Raw genomic sequence first — 20971 nt, 5'->3', positions numbered from 1 at the left:
TCCCGTGGCATACGGCAATCGGACTGTCTCTCTGAGCGTTGAGGCTTGGCGAGACAATGGCAGCCAGCCTTGTCGTGTCCTTATCAGAGGCGCTGAAGTAACAAATTGGGTCAAACCAACCGGTATTCTGCCGCGGATGACCCTAGCCCCGGCAGTAGTGCTGGCCTGCACAGGGCGGAGCCCGTACCTTTCCTCGGTGAGCGGCGAGGGTGAAGGGGGTGTAGCCGAATGGGAAGAGTCCTCGGGGCCTGAATCGGGAGCCCCCCTCTCTGTCTACCAAGTGCGAGTGAGCTCCCTGACTGCGGACCAAGCTCACCTCGAACTACGGGTCCTACGCGGCAAGTGACTCGCTTGCGTGAGCCACGGGGCCGGAGGGCTTGAGCGACCGAGCGGCAGGCGCGCGGCGTCTTTCGGGCGGTTCGGGAGTGAAATAGATGATGTCTTCGGGCGCTATGGGTCCGCGCGCCAGCCCCAGCCGCATTGCCGGCGTTTTCCCGTCCCGGCCAACCTCGCAGTAGTTGAAGTACGTCCGGAAGATGCCGAGCACCTTCACCAGGACTTCGGGGTTGTAGGCGCTCTTCCCGAACCAGAGACGTCGGTCGGTGTTGGCGCTGGCCACCGCGCGTTCTGCCAGCGTGAGGCCTCGCCGGACCTGCATAAAGAAGCGGTCGACAGCGGTAAGGGTGGCTTTCAGGTGCAGTAGCGCCTGGTGGCTAAGCTGGAGCCGACGCTTGTCCGGTTCGGTTTCGACCGGGTCGATATCGGTCAGCCAGCAAACGGATTTCTCAGGCTCACGCATCTCCGATATGGGATGGCGGAACCAGCGGTCCCCCCACTTGCCGATGGCAACCATGCGCGCCAGTTCTTCCTCGGCAGCCAGAAGTTCTGCAGCCTCAGGGGTTACCCCGTATTTCTCCGCTAAGCGCGCCAGACGCCGCTTGGTTGCACCAACCAGCGCGCGCTTCATGTCCACTGACATATCTTTGAGCACCTTGACATAGAAAGCGTCAGCCGTCCGGTCCAGAACCCTTTTCGGCACGGCCGTCAGAATGGCCGCACGTATGCCCGACTCCTGGTCTGTGAAGAAGCGAATCTTCTTGGCACGGCAGAGCAGTCGAGTGACAAGCTGGATGTGGGCGTACATCACCACTTGCTCATGCAGCAGCATGCCCTTTACGGGGGCACGGGATGAGTTCGCGGGGCCTTCACCATCTTCTATATCGGGGCGACCTAAGGCTGCGTCGTACGTCTCTTCGATGACCGATTCCATAGGCTTTCGGGAGGTACCTCCGCGAGGCGCCGCCCTCTCAGCCGCAGCATTCCAATCAGCCGGTAGCCAGACTCTCGCGTAGCGGCGAAACGCTCTGGCAAGTGCATGGTCGCCAAAGCGAACCATGTCCTTCTCTACGTCAGCAGAGTCCAGCGCAGGGTCAAAGTTGACGTTGACCCCGAACACATAGCCCGTAGCCTGGTCGGCCGTTGCAATGGACAGCAAAAGTGTGTTCTTTCGCACCTTCTTAGAGTGCCAGTTCACCACCAGCTTTTGCCGGTCAACCGACAGATATCTTGAGCCTAGGTCGTCGCGTCCCATGAGGGTTCGCTCACGCTCGCCGGCGAACATCTGGGCCTGCTCATAGAGGAAGTCGATGCGGTCGTATAGCTGGCTGGGGGAGATATCGAGGACCTTGATGATGCGCCGCAGCGGCATGGCGTTCATCAGATGCACCAAGATATCGCGATTGGAGTGACTGCGACGTTGGCGCTTGGTTGACCGGCCGCCGAAGGAGAACGCCTTCTTGCAGCCGACACACTTGAACCGGGGAGTTCCGTGGGCGTTGGTGCCGAAGCGAGTCACATTCTCAAGGGATGGCGCCCCCTCCGATAGAGAGCAGGCCTCGTTCGGACACTGCGGGAGTACTGGTTCAAGGTACTCCGACATGCGCATAAGCTCCTCGGCAATCGCCAAGTTGCTCTGCATAGGGGTGATTTCCTCGCACAGGCGGCACTTCAGTGCCGGCTGGTCCTTACCGGTAGCGACCACGGTGTAGTCGCCTGGGCCAACGGAAGAAGCTGGAGTACCGGCCCCGCCTCGGGCAACCGCAAGCTTGGGCGGTACGCCGAAGTTACCGCACTTGGGGTTCTTGCAGTGATTGACTTGAATACCCGCCGCGGCCGGCGGAAATCTAGGCGGCCACTTAGTCGGCTTTACTGAAGTTGGATGAGATTTTTCCTTGGACAAAGAAACGCCCTAGTCGTTGACTAGGGCGGAATTTTGAGCCATTACAGCTTTCTTAGCAACACTTTAACAGAACGGCTAGACCTTCGGGTGGCGTTTTTTCGAGGTCATAGATTGATACGGCCCGTTACCGATCGTTGTCCATTACCAACAGGAATAAGGCCGTCCCGGCCTCTTCCCGCACCGTATAAAACGTGGCGCGACACCTCAGCTTGTCAGTGCAAAACATTGATGCTATGGTGCTTTTTACATATTTTCACGCGCCTGGGCGGCTCGATCACGACCAGAAAAATACCGCCCCCTCGGCACCATCCATCTCTTCATTCGTCGCACACATGCATCGCTGGAAATTTTCTGTCCTGGCCACCGCGGCCATCCTCTCGGCTGGTCTTTACACCACCGATGCAAGTGCTCTCGCCCTGGGCCGCGTGAATGTCCAGTCGGCGCTTGGCGAGCCCCTGCGCGCGGAAATCGAACTGCCCCAGATCACTGCTGCCGAGGCCGAATCGCTGCGCGTGAGCACCGCCAGCCCTGAAGTTTTCCGCAGCCAGGGCATGGAATATTCCCCCGCTGCGCATAGCGTGCAAGTGCAACTGCACCGCCGCACGAATGGCTCCATGGTGCTGCGCTTGAGCAGTACCCGCCCGGTCAACGATCCTTTCGTGGATTTGGTTATCGATGCGACCTGGAGTTCCGGCCATATCGTGCGTAGCTACACGATGCTGTTCGACCCGCCGGCGAGCCGCCCGCAGGCGGCGGTGACCGCCGCACCTCAGGTAACGTCACCCCGTGCCGCGGCAACTGCGCCGCGCGCCCCCGCCACCACCGCGGCGCCCGCGCCTGCCGCACGCCCAGCAACCCCTCCCGCACCCGCCGTAGCCGGCCGTCCCACCCCCGCAGAGGCACCCGCGTTCGCTGGCGGTGACGAGATTCGCGTGCGCCCCGGGGACACGGCCGGCCGCATCGCGGAAGCCCATCGCCCCGCTGGCGTCTCGCTGGACCAGATGCTGGTAGCAATGATGCGCGCCAATCCGGACGCGTTCGTCAACAGCAATGTGAATCGTCTGCGTTCCGGCGCAGTGCTGCAGATGCCTAGCGAAACGGAGGCGCAAGCCACGGACGCCACCGAAGCTCGCAAGATCGTCGCCGCGCAAAGCCGCGATTTCAATGAATTCCGCCGCCGCATGGCTGCGACAGCTCCCAAGGCCGAGGTTGCGGCCGCAGAGCGCTCCGCGCGCGGCACTGTGCAGACCCAGGTGGACGAGAGCAAGCCCGCCGCTGCCGCCCCCGATAAGCTCACTCTCTCCAAAGGCAGCGTTCAGGCCCAGAAGACCGAGGAGCAGATGGCCCGCGACAAGCAGGCCGAACAGAACAGCGCCCGCATGGCGGAGCTGTCCAAGAACATCTCGGACCTGAACCAGCTCAGCGGCGCCTCCGCGCCAGCCGGCGCTGGCGCAGCTGCGCCAGGAGCCACAGCGCCTTCCGCCCCTGCCAGCCAGCCGGCGGTGGCAGTACCCGCCGCCGGGGGGCTGCCCGCGCCCGCTACCGCGGCTGCGAGCGCCGACATGAGCGCTGCCACGGCAGAAGCTGCCGCACCAGCGCCCGAGGCCTCTGCCGCCGAGGCGGCTGTTCCCGCCGAAGCAGCATCTCAGGCCTCTGCCGCAGCACCCGCTCCCGCCGCCGTGGCCCCGCGTCCAGCCCCCCAGCCCGTTCTCTACGAAGAGCCCAGCTTCCTGGATGCCCTCACGGAGGACCCGCTGCTGGCAGGAGGCGCACTGGCGCTCGTACTTGCGTTACTGGGCTATGGCGGCTACCGCGTGGTCCAAAGCCGCCGCAACCAGGGTGCCCTGGACAGTTCGTTCTCGGAAAGTAGCCTGCAGCCGGATTCTTTCTTCGGCGCCAGTGGCGGCCAGCGTGTGGACACGGCCAACAGCGAACTCACGACCGGCTCCTCGTCCATGACCTATTCGCCCAGCCAACTGGATGCCGGTGGCGATGTGGATCCGGTGGCGGAAGCCGACGTCTACCTCGCCTACGGCCGTGACCTGCAGGCGGAGGAAATTCTCAAGGAGGCGCTGCGCCACCATCCAGAGCGCGTGTCCATCCCCGCCAAACTGGCCGAGATTTATGCCAAGCGCCAGGACCGCAAGGCGCTGGAGTCCGTCGCCAACGACGTGTTCAGGCTCACCAACGGCCAGGGGCCCGACTGGACCCGCGTGTCCGACCTGGGCCGTACGCTCGACCCCGAAAATCCGCTGTACCAGCCCGGTGGCCGTCCTGCCGTTGCCGCCAGCGCCACAGCGGCCGCTGCATCGACCGCGGCCTTTGCAAGCACGCTGGGCGCAGCAACTGCTCCCGCGGCACCCACGGGCGGACCGGACTCTGTGCTGCCAGACCTCGATCTGGACTTGGATCTCGATCTGCACGAAGCACCGTCGGCCCCGGCCCCGGCGCCAAGCACGTTTGCCATGGCCGCAGCCAACAACACCGCCGCAGCCGCGCCGGTAGTGCCGGCCGCCCAGGCGCCCGTACCGTCCCTGGATCTGGGCGACCTGGAACTACCCCAAGCCTCCTGGGACGAGCCAGCGGTGACGCCGCAGGCGACGACAGAGCCCGACGTGCAAAGCGAGCCTCTTCCGTTGAACCTGGACGATGACTTGTCCCTGATGGACTCCGGCGTCGCCCCCCTGACCAGCCGCGACGCGAAGGCCGCCACCTCGGAATCCCTGGAGTTCGACCTCGGCGATCTGTCGCTGGACCTTGACACCCCCACGGCGGCCGCTCCCGTCGCACCCTCGGTCGCCGCCAAGGCAGCGTCCTCCGCTGCCGACGCGCTGCCGGACGACCCTCTGGCCACCAAGCTCGCACTGGCGGAGGAGTTCAACACCATTGGCGACAGCGAAGGCGCGCGGGCCCTGGTGGAAGAGGTCATCGCCGAATCGTCCGGTGAGCTGAAGGCCCGCGCCCAGCGACTGCTCACCGAACTGGGCTGATGTCCATGCGGCGGTGGGCACGCAGCCATTGCCGCGCTGACGTGCCATTGCCCTCCGAAAGGAGCATCCGATGAGGATGGCCCTGGGCGTCAGTTACAACGGCCAGGCGTACAACGGCTGGCAGAGTCAGCCCTCTGGCAACACGGTGCAAGACCGTCTGGAAGCGGCCCTGGGCCGCTTTGCCACGCAGGAGATGCACACGATCTGTGCCGGGCGCACCGACGCCGGCGTGCACGGGCTGATGCAGGTGGTGCACTTCGATACGGAACTGCAGCGTGCGCCGTTTTCATGGGTCCGCGGTACCAACACCTTCCTGCCGGCGGACATCGCCGTGCAGTGGGCGCAACCCGTTCCCGATGCCTTTCATTCCCGCGCCTGCGCCGTGGCCCGGCGCTATGCCTACGTATTGCTGCAGTCGCCCGTACGCCCCAGCGTTGATGCCGGGCGCGTGGGTTGGGTCTTTCATGCCCTCGATGAGCAGGCCATGCACAGGGCGGTGCAGCATTTGCTGGGCGAGCATGACTTCACGTCATTCCGCGCCTCGGCCTGCCAGGCCAAGTCGCCGGTGAAGACATTGCACCGCATCGACATCACACGCCGGGCTCCGCCAGCGGGCGAATCCACCGGCACCCACGGGTGTATCCCCTGCTACTGGCGCTTTGAATTCGAAGGCAATGCGTTCCTGCACCACATGATCCGCAACATCATGGGCTGCATCGTCGCCATTGGCCAGGGGCTGTATCCGCCCGAATGGATGCGCACGGTGCTGGAGGCGCGGTCGCGCGACGCGGCTGCTCCTACCTTTTCGCCCGATGGCCTGTACTTCCAGGGCCCGGTATACGGCGCGGAATGGGGCCTGCCGACGCGCACGGCTGCGTATGATTGGCTGCCATGAGCAGTCCGACCGCAGCACAGACCACCCCCGTCCACTCCACCGCGCGCACACGCATCAAGATCTGCGGCCTCACGCGCGAGCAGGACGTGGACGCGGCCGTCGCCAGCGGTGCCGACGCCGTCGGCTTCGTGCTCTATCCCGCGAGCCCGCGCGCCGTCACCCCAGAGCGCGCAGCGCAACTGGCCCGGCGGCTGCCGCCCTTTGTCACGCCAGTGCTGTTGTTCGTGAACGCCCATGCTACTGATGTGATAGCTGCCTGCGCTGATGTACCGGGCGCGACAGCGCAATTCCATGGTGACGAAACGCCCGAGGACTGCCTGCGCTCCAGCGACGGGGGCCGCATTCCCTTCCTGCGCGCCGCGCGCATTCCCCTGGGCGAAGGTGCGGCACGGTTCGACCTCGTAAAATACGCCCACGATCACTCTCACGCCCGCGCCATCCTGCTCGACGCCCATGTCGAGGGCTATGGCGGCGGTGGCAAGGCATTCAATTGGTCACTCCTTCCAACAAACGTCGACTGTCATCTCGTTTTGTCTGGTGGACTCACGCCTGCAAACGTGACCGATGGCATACGGCAAGTGCGCCCGCGTTGCCGGGCGCTGGCCGTTGATGTCAGTTCCGGCGTGGAGGCCACGGGCCCCGATGGTCTGCTCCTGAAGGGGATCAAGGACGCCGGCAAGATCGACCGCTTCATCGCCGCCGTACGCGCGGCCGATGCGGCACCAGTTCCTTATTTGTAAATGCCTGCATATACCCAACCCGATGCTTCGGGCCATTTTGGCCCCTATGGCGGCAGCTTCGTCTCCGAGACGCTGACGCACGCCATCAATGAACTGCGCGAAGCCTATGCGCGCTACCAGAACGACCCGGAGTTTCTCAAGGAATTCCACTATGAGCTTGCGCACTTCGTGGGCCGCCCCTCGCCGGTTTACCACGCGGCGCGCACCAGCCGCGAGATGGGCGGCGCGCAGATCTACCTCAAGCGCGAAGACCTGAACCACACCGGCGCACACAAGATCAACAACGTGATCGGCCAGGCCATGCTCGCCAAGCGCATGGGCAAGCCGCGCATCATTGCCGAGACCGGCGCCGGCCAGCACGGCGTGGCCACCGCCACCATCTGCGCGCGCTATGGCCTGGAGTGTGTGGTGTACATGGGCGCCGAGGACGTCAAGCGCCAAAGCCCCAACGTCTACCGCATGAAGCTGCTGGGCGCCACCGTGGTGCCCGTCGAGTCGGGCAGCAAGACGCTGAAAGATGCGCTCAACGAGGCCATGCGCGACTGGGTGGCCAACGTGGACAACACCTTCTACATCATCGGCACCGTGGCCGGCCCCCACCCCTATCCCATGATGGTGCGTGACTTCCAAAGCGTGATCGGCAAGGAATGCCTCACGCAGATGCCCGCCATGCTGGCCGAACAGAAGATCGCCGCCGAGCAACCCGACGCCGTCGTGGCCTGCGTGGGCGGTGGCAGCAATGCCATGGGCATCTTCCACACCTACATCCCGTTCGAGAAAACCCGCCTGATCGGCGTGGAAGCCGCAGGCGAAGGCCTGGACAGCGGCAAGCATTCCGCCAGCCTGCAGCGCGGCTCCAGTGGCGTGCTGCACGGCAACCGCACCTTCATCCTGCAAGATGAGAATGGCCAGATCACTGAGACGCACAGCATCAGCGCCGGCCTGGACTACCCCGGAGTGGGCCCCGAGCACGCCTGGCTGCAGGAAATCAAGCGAGCCGAGTACGTGGGCATCACCGATACGGAAGCGTTGGAAGCCTTTCACTACCTGTGCCGCACCGAGGGCATCATCCCGGCCCTGGAATCCAGCCACGCCGTGGCCTACGCGCTCAAGCTCGCCAAGACCATGACGTCCCAGCAATCCATCCTTGTGAACCTGTCCGGCCGCGGCGACAAGGACATCGGCACCGTGGCCGACCTGTCTGGCGTGGACTTCTACGACCGTCCCTCCATGCGCGGGTTGACCGTCAAGGGAGGACCCGCCGCATGAGCCGCATCGCTGACACTTTTGCAGAGCTGCAGTCCAAGGGCCGCAAGGCGCTCATCCCCTACGTCACAGCAGGCTTTCCCTTCGTCGACATCACACCGGCTTTGATGCACGGCATGGTCGAGGCCGGCGCCGATGTGATCGAACTGGGGGTGCCCTTTTCCGACCCGATGGCCGACGGCCCCGTCATCCAGAAGGCGGGCGAGAAGGCCCTGGCACTGGGCGTGGGCCTGGCCCAGGTGCTGGAGATGGTGCGCAGCTTCCGCCTGCGCAACAGCATCACGCCCGTGGTGCTGATGGGCTACGCGAATCCGGTGGAGCGCTACGAGCAGCGCCACGGCAAGGGCGCCTTCGCCCGTGACGCGGGCGAAGCCGGCGTGGACGGTGTGCTGATCGTGGACTACCCGCCCGAGGAGTGCGAGCAGTTCGCCGCCGACCTGCGCGGCCACGGCATCGACCTGATCTTCCTGCTGGCGCCTACCTCCACGCCGGAACGCATGCAGCAGGTGGCTCGCGTAGCCAGCGGCTACGTCTACTACGTCTCGCTCAAGGGCGTGACCGGCTCCGGCGCGCTGGACACGGCCGCCGTCGAGGCCATGCTGCCGCGCATCCGCGAGCATGTGAAGGTCCCCGTCGGCGTGGGCTTTGGCATTCGCGATGCCGCCACCGCGCAGGCCATCGGCCGCGTGGCCGATGCGGTGGTCATCGGCAGCCGCATCATCCAGCTCATCGAAGACCAGCCCCATGAGAAAGTGGTCGGCATCACCGTGGACTTTCTGCGCGGGGTGCGCAAGGCGCTGGACGCATAATGACGGCCCTGCGCGCCGGCCACGGCCCGCGCGCAGCCGCGATCTGAACAGAGGAAACCTATGTCCTGGCTCGAAAAACTCCTGCCCTCCAAAATCCAGCAGACCGACCCTACCGAGCGTCGCCAGATGCCCGAGGGCCTGTGGATCAAGTGCCCGAGCTGCGAGAACGTGCTCTACAAGACCGATCTGGAGCACAACGAAAACGTCTGTCCCCAATGCGGCCACCACCACCGCATCGGTGCCCGTGCGCGGCTCAACGCCTTCCTGGACGGCGAGGGACGCTATGAGATCGGCCAGGAAGTGCTGCCGGTCGACGCTCTCAAGTTCAAGGACAGCCGCAAGTATCCCGAACGCCTAAAGGAGGCCTTGGAGAACACCGGCGAGACCGACGCGCTCATCGTGATGGGCGGCGCGGTCAAGAGCATCAACGTCGTAGTGGCCTGCTTCGAATTCGATTTCATGGGCGGCTCCATGGGTTCCGTGGTGGGCGAGCGCTTCGTCCGCGGCGTGGAAACCGCCATCGAGCAGAAGGTGCCCTTCATCTGCTTCACCGCCACGGGCGGCGCACGCATGCAGGAAGGCCTGCTCAGCCTGATGCAGATGGCCAAGACCAATGCGGCCCTCACCCGTTTGGCCAAGAAAGGCCTGCCCTACATCAGCGTGCTGACCGACCCTACCATGGGTGGCGTGTCGGCCGGCTTCGCATTCGTGGGGGATATCGTGATTGCCGAGCCCAAGGCCCTGATCGGCTTTGCCGGCCCGCGCGTGATCGAATCCACCGTGCGCGTCACATTGCCCGAGGGTTTCCAGCGCGCGGAGTTCCTGCAGACCAAGGGCGCTGTGGACTTCATCTGCGACCGCCGCGAACTGCGCCACACCGTGGCGCAATGCCTGTCCATGCTGCAGCGCCTGCCGGCCGACGCGGTAGCCTGAACCACGGGCATCAAAAACAATAGCTGCTAGCGCTTGGTGGACGGGCGCTAGCAGCTATTTTTTATTGAGAACAGTGTCGCTACATCATGACGCTGGCCTGCAGATGCCCCAGCACGATCATCACGACCTGCAGCAGTACCAGCACCACCAGCGGCGACAGGTCCACCCCGCCCAATAGCGGTAGAACACGGCGCACGGGGCGCAACAACGGCTCGCACAGGCGGGTGATCACATCGCTGATGGGCGATCGCGTCTGCACCCACGAGAGCACTGCATAAACGATCAGCAAGCCCATCAATCCCGACACGGCCACGCGCGCCAGGCCAAAAAACGCCATCCACGGCAGCCAGGCCAGTCCCATCCCCCCGCCCACCAGAAGCCACAGCAGCAGATACTGGACCAGTTGCAGCAGCAGCGCCGCCGCAAGGCAAGACAGATCCCACCGCCCCGCCGACGGAACGAGTTTGCGCAGTGGCAGCACCAGCCAGTCGCTCAAGGCAAACACGAGACGGCCCACGGGATTGGCAAACGACACCCGCTGCAGCTGCATGTACAGCCGCAACAGGCAAGCCCCGGTAAGCAGGCCGCTGGCAACGTCGAGGAGAAAAGACAGAATTTGAAACAGCATGGCCGATTAGCAAATAGGTCGACCCCGTTGCAGTGCGCCGCACACGGGTTCAACGTGGGATGATAGCGACGCTACGCATGCCGCCATGTCCGATCCCCTCACGCTGACCTCCCTGCCCCTGTTTCCGCTCAACACCGTGCTGTTTCCCGGTGGTGTTCTACCGCTGCGTGTGTTCGAGGTGCGTTACCTGGACATGGTGCGCAAATGCCACCGCACGGGTGCCCCCTTCGGCGTCGTGGCCCTGGCCCGCGGCCATGAGGTGCGCCAGGCGGGAGCCCTGCCGGAAAGCCTATACAGCGTCGGCACATTGGCCATGATCGAGCATTTAGAAGAACTGCAAGCGGGGCTGATGCACGTACGTTGCCGGGGGATCGCCCGCTTTCGTGTCCTGCGCCAACAACTGCTGCCCCACGGGCTGTGGACCGCCAATGTGGAACAGATCCCTTGCGACACGCCGGTCCAAGTTCCCCCAGACTTGCAGCGTGCAGCTAGCACACTGACGCAGGTGTTGTCGTCATTGCGCGAGCAGGCGGCAGGAGCAGCCGGGGGACCAACCGCACACGCACAGCCCTCACGCACAGATCTCCAAGACTGCGGTTGGCTTGCCAATCGCTGGTGCGAGTTATTGCCCATTCCGTTGGAACTCAAGCAGCAGCTCATGCAACTGGACAACCCGCTGGTGCGGCTGGAGCTGGTGAGTGACATCCTGGAACGTACCGGCATTTCTGGCTAGCGTTGCATGCAGGCCAAACTGAAGGTGATGCAAGTGATCACCAAGGGCGAACGAGGAGGTGCCCAGACCCATGTGCGCACCTTGTGCCAGGCTCTGGCCTCCCGCATCCATTTCAGCGCTGTCATTGGCGGCACGGGTCCCACGCCGCTCGAAAGCGACCTACACACGCTGGGACTGCCGATTTACCGCCTGCCAAGCCTGCGCAATTCGCTGGCGCCCTGGCATCTGTTCCGTTCGGTACTGCAACTGCGCGCCCTGATCCGCGAGCACGAACCCGACATGTTGCACGCGCACAGCGCCGTATCGGGCGTAGTCGCACGCCTGGCGGGCAGACTGTGCCGCAAGCCCGTGATCTACACAGTGCATGGCTTCGCTTTCAAACCCGAAGTACCCCGGGTACGCCGCACAGTGGCGTGGTGCTGTGAATGGTTGCTGGCGCGTTGGACGGAGCACATGGTGTGTGTATCGCAGCACGAGCGACAACTTGCCCGAGGTTTGCCGATTCGCGCTGACCGGCTGACCGTCGTACCCAATGCCATAGAAAACAATAGCCAACGCGCTCAGCCTGGGCTGGAACCCGTGCGCGTCGCCATGGTAGCCCGGCTGGCCGCACCCAAGCGCCCCGACCTGCTCCTGCATGCCCTGGTCCGGCTGCGCGATGGCCTGGGGCATGAGGTAGCGGCTAGCATCATTGGCGATGGCCCGGATCGCACGGCCTTGCAGGCGCTGGCATCCGGGTTGGGCTTATTTCAAGTGAGTTTCGTGGGCGACGTGGATGATGTGCCCCAGCGCCTCGCGCATCACCACCTTTTCGTGTTGCTGTCTGACCACGAAGGTCTTCCCATCTCCGTGATCGAAGCCATGCGGGCGGGGCTGCCCGTCGTGGTCAGTCGACTGCCTGGGATGGCGGAATTGCTCCCCTCCGAACAATACGGATTCCTGGTGTCCAATGACGTGGAGGCCATCGCTCAAGCCATGGAGCGCCTAATCCGCAGCCCCGCGCTGCGCGAGCAAATGGGCCGAATGGCCCGCCGCCATTACGAAGAACATCATGCCCCGGAACGCATGGCGTCAGCCATACTCGCCATCTACACCCAGGTCCGTGCATGACCCCGCCTGTTGTCACCTCCCGACCCTGCGCCGAACCCGACCCGGCACGGCGTGATGGCGCGCTGCTGTGGTGGAGCCTGCTCGGCCTGTTGCCTCAAGCACTGGGTTACGCCATAGCGCACAAGATGCAACACGCAGGCTGGGTCACACCGCTGTTCCCCGCCACCGTGCTGTGGTGTGCGGTGTCCTACCTGTTGGCAACACGCTGGCTGCACCAGGGCGCCCATCTGCCGCCGCGGGAGCAGGGTGGCTTTTTGCTGGTGGTGATCACGGTGGCCTTTCTGCTCACCCCGTTGGGCTTTGCACTGCTGCAGGCGCCCTATTCGCGCGGCGCCGTATTGATGGCATACATGCTGGCCTTGGCTTGGCTGCTGTGCGGGCATGCGCTGTGGGGGACCCGTCGTACGCTGCACCTGGCCTACGTGGATGCCGACTTACCCTACGTCCTGCGCCAAATGCTGCGCCCGCAGGAGCAAGGCGATGACCGACTGCGCCTGACCAGCTGGGTGGCCGGACTACCAGCGCGAAAACAGCGCGTAGCCGTGGACGGTGTGGTGCTAGACCGGCTGGCTGATCCCGACCCGCAACGCCAACAATGGATCAGCGAGCTCAAACTCCAGCGCATCCCTCTCTACAGCGCAGAAGCGGCAGCGGAAATGCTGTCGGGCCGCAAAATCACCGGGACGCTGGGCGAGCAAGATCTATGGCAACTGACCAATTACCCTGCTTACGACATCGCCAAGCGCATGCTGGACTTGGGCCTGACCCTCATCACGGTGCCGCTATGGGTTCCGCTGTGTATGGCCGCGGGGCTGGCAGTGAAGTTCGATTCACCCGGCCCCATGTTGTACTCGCAGCAGCGCATGGGTCGCCACGGACGCAGCTTCCGCATATGGAAGCTGCGCAGCATGCGTCACGAGCCTGCCAGCCACATCGTTCAGTTCGCCAAACAGCAGGACGACCGTATCACGTCAGTTGGCCGCTTCATCCGCCGCACGCGGCTCGATGAACTACCCCAGCTCTGGAACGTACTGCGCGGAGAAATGAGCCTGATCGGCCCGCGTCCCGAGCAGGCAGAGTTCGCGCACCACTTTGCCGCAGCCATGCCCGCCTACCCCTACCGCCACTTGGTGCGCCCCGGTCTCACGGGCTGGGCGCAGGTGCAGCATGGCTATACCGATAGCGCCGAGCAGACCGCTATCAAGCTGAGCTATGACCTGTATTACGTGACGCACTGCTCCATGGCTCTGGATCTGCTCATTGCCTACAAGACGGTGCGCACGGTGCTCACAGGTTTCGGAGCGCGCTAGTTGTCAACGTGCCTTCACTCGCGCAACCAGCACATCCGCCCACAACGGCCTGCGCACTGCCAGCCGATGCAACAGGCATCCCTTCATCGTCCCCGGTGCCGCCACCTGGCAGCTGTGCAGTTCGGCGCCCACTAGCCCTGCATCCGCCAGCACCTTCAGTAGTGTGAAGGGTGAAAACCACGCCCGATGGTCGGTGTTGACATGCTCCACCCCGCACACGCCGTGAAGCGCATTGCGCAGGGACAACGCATTGGGCACACTGACGACGAACTCCGCCTGTGGCAGGCACTGCGCCAGCCGCCGCAGGAACGCGGCGGGGTCAGGCAGGTGTTCAATTACATCAGGCACCAGCACCATGTCGGGCGCACACCGGGCCAGCACCTGCGGGGCCTCGGGAGCGAACACGTCGAGCTGCTGCACGTGGTCAAAACCCAGGCTGCGCGCCGTGTCCACAGCGGTGGCGTTGATGTCGATACCATGGCAGATCCGTGCGCTGCGGCTGAGAAGCGTGTGCAACCAACTGCCGTCGGAGGCGCGACGTGCAATCAGCGGTGCATGGTCGGCAAAGCCCACATGCAGCACGCACTGCTGCGCGACCCAGCCGGCCAGCAAATCACCGCGTGGCTGGGCATGTCCGATAATCCCCGGCCTGAAAGGCAAATCGTCGCTGAAAGCCTCGCCCAGCAAATAGGTTTCAATGTGTGGCATCGTGCAATTATTGGCGCGCCCTCCACCAGAATGCACACGCGCTACATCCTGCTGTTGCAAGAAGACTTGGCCGTTGGCGGTATTCACACCGCCACACAGGCGCTGGCGAATGCACTGCGGTGCGCAGGCCAGATACCGGTCGCCTTGGCCCTGCGCAATACGCGTATCGGAGCGCTTCTGCGTGCCGTTTGGCGGGCCGACATCATCGTAGCCACGAACGGCTTTCTGCCTTCCTATGCAGCCTGGCTGCTAGGCATGCTGCTGCGCCGGCCCGTGGTGGCATGGCTTCACGGCCCCACGCAGGAGGTGCTGGAGCACGCCCATGCCAGTGCTGCCAAACGCGCCTGGCTGCGCTGGCTGTATCGCCGACTACGCTGGGTGGTGTTCGTCTCAGCCCACACACGCGACTCGTTCCTTGAATTCACGGGCGGTGCAGCGGCAGGGCAACGCCTGGAGGTGATTCCTAATGCCCATCCTGATTGGCAGCCCGCGCCAATGGGCGCGTCACCGCAATACCTGGGTTTCGTGGGCAGGCTTGCGCCGGAGAAGCAGCCCGAATTGCTGGTGCAGATGCTGCGCTTGCTGCCGACTACTTATCGGCTTTGCATGGTAGGCGATGGCCCTTCACAACCGGCGCTGTGTGCAGCCGGTGCTGACCTGCAGCAAGTCGGCCGGCTGGAGTTGCGCCCTTTTCATCTCGTACAGGCCACGGTGTACGCCCCATGGCAAGTTACCGTGCTCGCATCGCTCTACGAAGGCTGCCCCATGGCAGCGCTGGAATCGCTGGCCGCTGGCAGGCCCTGCGTGGGCCTGCCTATCCCCGCGCTGCGCGAAATGTTGGGGCCAGACATGCCCTATGCGCTGGCTCACGACTGCAGCGCGGCTGCGCTCGCTCGCGCCGTGCAAACCGTGTGCGCCATGCCACCCGAACAGCTGGCGCACGACATGGCCCAGGTGCTGCGCCGCTACAGTCCTGAGCGCTTTTCGCATAACTGGCAACGCGTGCTGCAGGAGGCGGCGTGCTGATCCACTTCATTCACCCCGGCAGCGCTTACCTGCCCGAACTGGCGGCATATGGCGACTTCCTTGCGGCGCTGGGGCACAGCGCGCAGGTGCATTCCCGCCCTGCGAGCGTACCTGCAGATGCGGTCATCTGCTGGTGGATGTGCGGCCGCGTGCCGCACGACGCGGCGCGGCGGCTCAGCCATGCCTTTCACATCCATGAATACGCATCGGCTTCAGTGCCGCCCTGGCCTAAGGTCAAGGACCGGGCCAAGCGCGCCCTGCAGCCCGTGCCGCAGTACCGCCTTTTCCAGAATACCTGGGTGCGCGATCGGCTGGGATTTTCCGACGGCGTGCCGTACGAGTTCCGTGACATGGGCGTGGAGCCGTCCTTTCTTGCCCCGTGTGCGAGACGGGCTGCGCCCGAGTTCGACGGAGTCTATCTGGGGGACATGCAACGCCTGCGGCAGTTTGTGCCACTTTTGACCGCACTACAACAGGCAGGCCAGCGCACTCTGCTGATTGGCGAGCCGCCTGTCGATCTGCGTAAAACACTGCACACCTTGGGGCACGTCACGGGTCGCGTTCCGCACGGTCAGGTACCCACCCTGCTGCGCCGCGCGCGCTACGGACTGAACCTGGTTCCTGACCAATTGCCGTACAGCCAACAGACGTCCACCAAACTCATCGAATACTGCGCGGCAGGTTTGCCAGTGGTCAGCACCGACTACGACTGGGTGCGGGCCTTTGAAGCGCGGCACGGAGCGCGCTTTGCCTACCTGCCCATACCAGACATGGCTGGCTGCGTGGTGCCTGATGTATCCACACTGGCATGGCCGCGCGTACTTGAACGACTGGCACTCTGGCGCCGCCTGGGGCTGTGCCCGTGAACCGCACCTCGCTGCTGATGGCCGGAGCCAGCCTGATCGCGCTGATCGCACAAGCGCTCATGGGTGCGGCCATGCTCCACTTCTTCACGCCCACGGCGGCAGGCCACTTCGCCGTCGTAGCACAAGTGGCGTTTTTCTGGGTCACGCTGGCACTGGCACAAAGCCCACTTCAGTTCCTTGCCGACGCACACCTGCCCCCACAGCGGGCGCTACGTGCTGCTCTACGCGCCAGCCTGCTGCGCTGGATACTGCTGCTGCCCCTGGTGGCCGCAGCCCTATGGTGGTCGGAACCCGTCCTCCCTTTGGCCACCGTGGTGGCCTGGGCCGGGCTGCTAGCGCTGTTGCAAATGGGCTGGTACCTGGCCCAGCCCTGGGTATTGCGTACGGCATCACCGATGTCCGCCGCCTGCGTACGCACAGCCCCCCCCTTGCTGGCGCTGGCGCTGGCCGCCGGGCTGGGTATGCGTGGAAACGCTGACAACGCCACCGGCCTACTGGCCGCGGCGGCGTGCGGCTATGCAGTGGGGGCGCTCTGGTTGCTTCACGGTAGCCGCACCGTCCATTCACCTCAATCCGCAGCAAGGCAATCCGACGGCCGCAGCGCTCTCTTGCGCATGGCGCACGCGGTAATGGATGCCGTGGCCGGCGTAGCTCTGGTGTTGGCCTGGCAGCGGCAGCATGGCACGGCGGACGCCAGCTATCTGGCAGTGCTGCTACGGCTGTTCGGCTTAATGCCCGCCATCGTGCACGCGGCCTGGTCACAAGTGCTGCTGGCACAAGCGCGGCCCTCACGCTTGAAGTCGCTGGGCGTAGGGATGGGAGCTGCCCTGGTCACAGGGCTGATCGGTCTGGGGAGCGCCGCCGTACTGCAGACCACACTGCTGGCGCCTACATGGCAGGGCCTGCTGCCCTATATCCTGCCCATCATGCTGTGGCAGGGTAGCGCATGCATCTTCGCGGCACTGAGCCATCGGCCCTTCCAGCAGGGACTGGCGCGCCGCTACTCATTGCTGACCATAGGTTTCAATATCATGCAGATAATGGTGCTGCTCGCCCCCATGGGTTGGACGCCGCAGGTGCACCTGTGGTGGCTCGCCAGCCTTTGCACCGCTGGGCTGCTGATGCTGTCGGCCTGGATGGCAAAATAGAGGGTTTCTGCCCAAGTTCCAGCCAGCACTCCGCCATGTCCACTGAAGCCACTCCTGCACCAGCCCCCCAGGACGAAAACCAACTCATCGCCGAACGCCGTGAAAAGCTCAAGGCTCTGCGCGAGAACCAGGCCCAGGGTCAAGGCGTGGCATTTCCCAACGACTACAAGCCCCAGCACCATGCCGCAGTGCTGCAGCAGCAGTACGGCACATTGGATGGAGAAGCGCTCGAAGCGCAGGCGATCACGGTGAGCGTGGCCGGCCGCATGATGCTCAAGCGCGTCATGGGCAAGGCCAGCTTCGCGACCCTGCAGGATGGATCGCTGGGTGACACCGGCGGGCGCATCCAGCTCTACGTGACACGCGATGCCATTGGCGAAGAAGCCTATTCCGACTTCAAGCGCTGGGACCTCGGTGACATCCTGGGTGCCGAAGGCACGCTGATGAAGACCAAGACCGGCGAGCTATCGGTCAAGGTGTCGCGCCTGCGCCTGCTCACCAAGAGCCTGCGCCCCATGCCCGACAAGTTCCACGGTGTGGCCGACCAGGAGGTCAAGTACCGCCAGCGCTACGTGGACCTGATGACCGACGAGGCCGCGCGCCGCCGCTTCGTCGCGCGCAGCAAGGCTGTGGGCAGCATCCGCTCTTTCATGATGGAGCACGGCTTCCTGGAGGTGGAAACGCCCATGCTGCACCCCATTCCCGGCGGCGCCAACGCCAAGCCCTTCGTCACCCACCACAATGCGTTGGAGCAGGAGATGTTCCTGCGCATCGCGCCCGAGCTGTACCTCAAGCGCCTGATCGTCGGCGGCTTCGAGCGCGTGTTCGAGATCAACCGCAACTTCCGCAACGAAGGCATCTCGGTGCGCCACAACCCCGAGTTCACGATGATGGAGTTTTATGCGGCCTACTGGAACTACCGCGATCTGATGGATTTCACCGAGGCGCTGGTGCGCGATGCCGCACTCAAGGCCACGGGCACGCTGCAGCTCACCTACGGTGGCCGCGCGGTGGATCTGGCCCAGCCCTTCCAGCGCCTCACGATCCGCGAGGCCATCTACCAGCACACCGAGGCCGGCGCACATGTGGACGATGCCGCCTGGCTCATCAGCGCGCTCAAGAAACTGGGCATGACCGAGGAGAAGGACCGCCTGTCCACTCGGACCCTCGCCAGCCTGCAGGTGCTCTACTTCGAGGAAGAGGTGGAGGACAAGCTCTGGCAGCCGACCTTCATCATGGAGCACCCGACCGAGATCAGCCCTCTGGCGCGCGCCAACGACCTGCGCCCCGAGGTGACGGAACGCTTCGAGCTCTACATCACCGGCCGCGAGTTCGGCAATGGCTTCTCGGAGCTGAACGACGCCGAAGACCAGGCCGCCCGCTTTCATGCGCAGGTCGCTGCCAAGGACGCGGGCGATGACGAGGCCATGTTCTTCGACCACGACTTCGTACGTGCGCTGGAATACGGCATGCCGCCCACAGGTGGTTGCGGCATCGGCATCGACCGGCTGATGATGCTGCTCACCGACAGCCCGAGCATCCGTGACGTGATCCTGTTCCCGGCCCTGCGGCGCGAGCACTGACCCGTGGGCATGCGTGGCCGTACGTGGCCACGCTGACATCCCGCCGCACCAGCGGCCTCCACTGCGCCACCTCATGAGCCCTCCTGCCAGCGCCAACGCATTTCCGCAGTTCCTGCTTGAGCCCTTCAGCGTGCTGCTGGTGGAGGACCAGGCGTCCGTGCGCGCCACACTGGCAAGCGAGCTGCGCCATGTGGGGGTGTCGGAGGTACTGGAGGCCGCCTCGGCCGACGCGGCGCTACAGCTGTTCAAGCTGCGGCGTCCCGACCTGGTGCTGCTGGACATACGCCTTCCTGGCGGCAACGACGGCTACTGGGTGGCCCAGCGCATGCGCGAGGCAGAACCCGGCGGCTGGACGCCCATCATCTTCCTCTCGGGGCTGGATGGCGACCTGGATGTGTGGCGCGGCATCGAAGCCGGTGGAGATGACTACCTCGTCAAGCCCGTCAAGCCGATCGTTCTGGCCGCCAAGCTGCGCGCCATGCGCCGGCTGCGCGACATGCGCAGGCGCCTCGTGGAACTGACCGAAGAGCTGCACGTGGCCAACCAGCACCTCAACGAGATGGTGGAGATGGACCCGCTCACGGGGCTGGTCAACCGCCGCGGCTTCGACCGCATCCTGCACAGCGAGATCCTCGCCGCGCGGCGCGACGGAGTGCCGCTCACGCTGATGCTGTGCGACCTGGACCATTTCAAGAGATACAACGACACCCTGGGCCATGTGCAGGGCGATGCCTGCCTGAAGGAGGTCGGCCGCGTGCTGCACGACGTCTGCATGCGCCCGCGCGACGTGGCCTCGCGCTATGGCGGCGAAGAATTTGCACTGATCCTGCCCAACACGCCGCGCTCGGGCGCCATGACGTTCGCGCGCGCGCTGGGCAAGCTGTTGAAGTCCCGCGCCATCGCCCATCCGGGCTCGCCCAACGGCGAAACGCTCACGCTGTCGGGTGGCATTACCACGTGCGTGCCCGACGACGGTACCAGCGCCGAGACCATGCTCATGCGCGCCGACGAGGCCCTGTATGCCGCCAAGGCCCAGGGCCGGGACCGCTTCTTCAGCTTCGAGATGCAGATGGACACCATCGAGCAGCGGCAGATTTGAGCCGCGCCAGCGCTTGCCCACCCGTTCATTGCCCACGACATGCTGCCGCGACTGAAAACCGCCCTTCCCGTCTGGATGCACGACTGGCTCGACATCATCGTGCCCGGTGTGCAGATTGTGCTTATCGTCCTGGCCGCGCTGCTGCTGCAGCGCCTGCTGCTGCGCATCATCATGCGGGCCAGCGACCACTACCAGTTCCCGCACGAACTGCTCACACCCATCAACGCCGTGGTGCGCTGGCTCATCCTGGGCAGCGCCGGCCTGCTGGTGCTGGAGCGCCTGGGGGTGTCAGCGGCCGTGCTGTGGACGGCCTTCACCGGCTTCGCCACAGTGGGCGCGGTGGCGTTCTTCGCGGCATGGAGCGTGCTGTCCAATCTGTTTTGCGCCTTTCTGATCTTCACCGTCGGCCCGTTCCGCGTGGGAGACCACATCGAACTGCTGGACACCGCCGACAAGCCCGGCGCCCTGGGCCGCGTGATGGACATCAACTTGCTTTACATCACGCTGGAGGACGCCACCGCCCCCGAGCCTGGCACGCTGCTGCAGATTCCCAACACACTGATCTTCCAGCGCGTGGTGCGCCGCTGGCGTGCCGGCACGCCGGTGCCGGAGTCACGGCTACATCCTGCTCCGGATTCCGCCGCCTGCGCCGCCACCGCTCGCGAGCCCGCCAGCACGCCCGCGCCCAAGCCGGCGAGCTTTCCTTGATGGCCCAAGTACATCGACGGGGTTGATGCTCATCAAAATATAGCTGTCCGCGCTTGATGGGCGGGCGCTGCAGGCCTTTTTGACATATATTCGGGCACCCCACGGCCGCACAGCGCGGTCACTGCGCCCCGGGTGACGGGCAAAACCCTATCGCCCCCGCGCATGTCAGTCCGCCGTAAG

Annotated in this window: 18 protein-coding genes; 15 read left to right on the top strand and 3 right to left on the bottom strand. The window is 64.7% G+C overall.

Annotated features, from left to right (window positions below; translation table 11 throughout):
• Positions 1 to 331: 331 nt before the first annotated feature.
• Positions 332 to 2239, bottom strand: coding sequence for a hypothetical protein (locus MRB47_RS06335; protein WP_252100595.1), 1908 nt, complete (start codon positions 2237 to 2239; stop codon positions 332 to 334).
• A 332-nt stretch (positions 2240 to 2571) separates the two neighbouring features.
• Between MRB47_RS06335 and MRB47_RS06330 the strand changes: the two genes are divergently transcribed.
• The 6 genes from MRB47_RS06330 (at position 2572) to accD (ending at position 9872) form a co-directional block, all read left to right on the top strand.
• Entirely contained in the window at positions 2572 to 5229 is a 2658-nt protein-coding gene (locus MRB47_RS06330; RefSeq protein ID WP_252102225.1) for a FimV/HubP family polar landmark protein, read from the top strand.
• Between the two features lie 70 nt (positions 5230 to 5299).
• The gene (truA, locus tag MRB47_RS06325) at positions 5300 to 6124 is read left to right on the top strand and encodes a tRNA pseudouridine(38-40) synthase TruA (protein ID WP_252102224.1); all 825 of its coding nucleotides are present in this window, start codon (positions 5300 to 5302) and stop codon (positions 6122 to 6124) included.
• A complete protein-coding gene (locus tag MRB47_RS06320) occupies positions 6121 to 6864 on the top strand; it encodes a phosphoribosylanthranilate isomerase (RefSeq protein ID WP_252102223.1) in 744 nt (247 codons plus the stop codon). Before truA ends, MRB47_RS06320 begins: the two co-directional genes overlap by 4 nt.
• On the top strand, positions 6865 to 8133 hold the full coding sequence (gene trpB / locus MRB47_RS06315) for a tryptophan synthase subunit beta (protein ID WP_252102222.1): 1269 nt from the start codon (positions 6865 to 6867) through the stop codon (positions 8131 to 8133).
• Entirely contained in the window at positions 8130 to 8939 is an 810-nt protein-coding gene (gene trpA / locus MRB47_RS06310; protein WP_252102221.1) for a tryptophan synthase subunit alpha, read from the top strand. The genes trpB and trpA overlap by 4 nt, the downstream gene beginning before the upstream one ends.
• Positions 8940 to 8999: 60 nt before the next feature.
• Positions 9000 to 9872 carry an acetyl-CoA carboxylase, carboxyltransferase subunit beta gene (gene accD, locus MRB47_RS06305; RefSeq protein ID WP_135148127.1) on the top strand — a complete coding sequence of 291 codons (873 nt, stop codon included), beginning with the start codon at positions 9000 to 9002 and terminating at the stop codon, positions 9870 to 9872.
• A 79-nt stretch (positions 9873 to 9951) separates the two neighbouring features.
• Here the strand turns inward: accD and MRB47_RS06300 are convergent, their stop codons facing one another.
• Complete coding sequence (locus MRB47_RS06300) at positions 9952 to 10500, bottom strand: YggT family protein (protein ID WP_252102220.1); 549 nt, start codon at positions 10498 to 10500, stop codon at positions 9952 to 9954.
• A gap of 85 nt (positions 10501 to 10585) precedes the next feature.
• On the opposite strand from MRB47_RS06300, the gene MRB47_RS06295 reads away from it, so the two are divergent.
• The 3 genes from MRB47_RS06295 to MRB47_RS06285 are packed head-to-tail and all read left to right on the top strand — an operon-like array spanning position 10586 to position 13653.
• Positions 10586 to 11233 carry an LON peptidase substrate-binding domain-containing protein gene (locus MRB47_RS06295; RefSeq protein ID WP_252102219.1) on the top strand — a complete coding sequence of 216 codons (648 nt, stop codon included), beginning with the start codon at positions 10586 to 10588 and terminating at the stop codon, positions 11231 to 11233.
• Positions 11234 to 11239: 6 nt separating this feature from the next.
• Positions 11240 to 12343 carry a glycosyltransferase family 4 protein gene (locus tag MRB47_RS06290; protein ID WP_252102218.1) on the top strand — a complete coding sequence of 368 codons (1104 nt, stop codon included), beginning with the start codon at positions 11240 to 11242 and terminating at the stop codon, positions 12341 to 12343.
• Complete coding sequence (locus MRB47_RS06285; protein ID WP_252102217.1) at positions 12340 to 13653, top strand: exopolysaccharide biosynthesis polyprenyl glycosylphosphotransferase; 1314 nt, start codon at positions 12340 to 12342, stop codon at positions 13651 to 13653. The genes MRB47_RS06290 and MRB47_RS06285 overlap by 4 nt, the downstream gene beginning before the upstream one ends.
• A 3-nt stretch (positions 13654 to 13656) precedes the next feature.
• Here MRB47_RS06285 and MRB47_RS06280 read toward each other — a convergent pair whose 3' ends face one another.
• A complete protein-coding gene (locus tag MRB47_RS06280; RefSeq protein WP_252102216.1) occupies positions 13657 to 14235 on the bottom strand; it encodes a class I SAM-dependent methyltransferase in 579 nt (192 codons plus the stop codon).
• On the opposite strand from MRB47_RS06280, the gene MRB47_RS06275 reads away from it, so the two are divergent.
• From MRB47_RS06275 to MRB47_RS06250, 6 genes are all read left to right on the top strand, one after another.
• Positions 14227 to 15387 (top strand): glycosyltransferase family 4 protein, encoded by a 1161-nt coding sequence (locus MRB47_RS06275; RefSeq protein WP_252102215.1) that lies wholly within the window; start codon positions 14227 to 14229, stop codon positions 15385 to 15387. The genes MRB47_RS06280 and MRB47_RS06275 overlap by 9 nt on opposite strands.
• Positions 15381 to 16253, top strand: coding sequence for a glycosyltransferase (locus MRB47_RS06270; RefSeq protein ID WP_252102214.1), 873 nt, complete (start codon positions 15381 to 15383; stop codon positions 16251 to 16253). Before MRB47_RS06275 ends, MRB47_RS06270 begins: the two co-directional genes overlap by 7 nt.
• Positions 16250 to 17401: a hypothetical protein gene (locus MRB47_RS06265; RefSeq protein WP_252102213.1), complete on the top strand. Its 1152-nt coding sequence runs from the start codon at positions 16250 to 16252 to the stop codon at positions 17399 to 17401. Before MRB47_RS06270 ends, MRB47_RS06265 begins: the two co-directional genes overlap by 4 nt.
• Positions 17402 to 17436: 35 nt before the next feature.
• Positions 17437 to 18984, top strand: coding sequence for a lysine--tRNA ligase (gene lysS, locus MRB47_RS06260; RefSeq protein ID WP_011806371.1), 1548 nt, complete (start codon positions 17437 to 17439; stop codon positions 18982 to 18984).
• Positions 18985 to 19057: 73 nt separating this feature from the next.
• Positions 19058 to 20083, top strand: a complete 1026-nt coding sequence (locus tag MRB47_RS06255; protein ID WP_252102212.1) for a diguanylate cyclase domain-containing protein — start codon at positions 19058 to 19060, stop codon at positions 20081 to 20083.
• A gap of 39 nt (positions 20084 to 20122) precedes the next feature.
• Positions 20123 to 20791, top strand: a complete 669-nt coding sequence (locus MRB47_RS06250; RefSeq protein ID WP_011806373.1) for a mechanosensitive ion channel domain-containing protein — start codon at positions 20123 to 20125, stop codon at positions 20789 to 20791.
• Positions 20792 to 20971: the final 180 nt, after the last annotated feature.

The organism is Diaphorobacter sp. LI3 (assembly GCF_022807955.1).
Classification (GTDB): domain Bacteria; phylum Pseudomonadota; class Gammaproteobacteria; order Burkholderiales; family Burkholderiaceae_C; genus Diaphorobacter; species Diaphorobacter nitroreducens.
The sequence above is the reverse complement of the archived record's forward strand: the minus strand, read 5'-3'. Positions and strand labels throughout refer to the sequence as shown.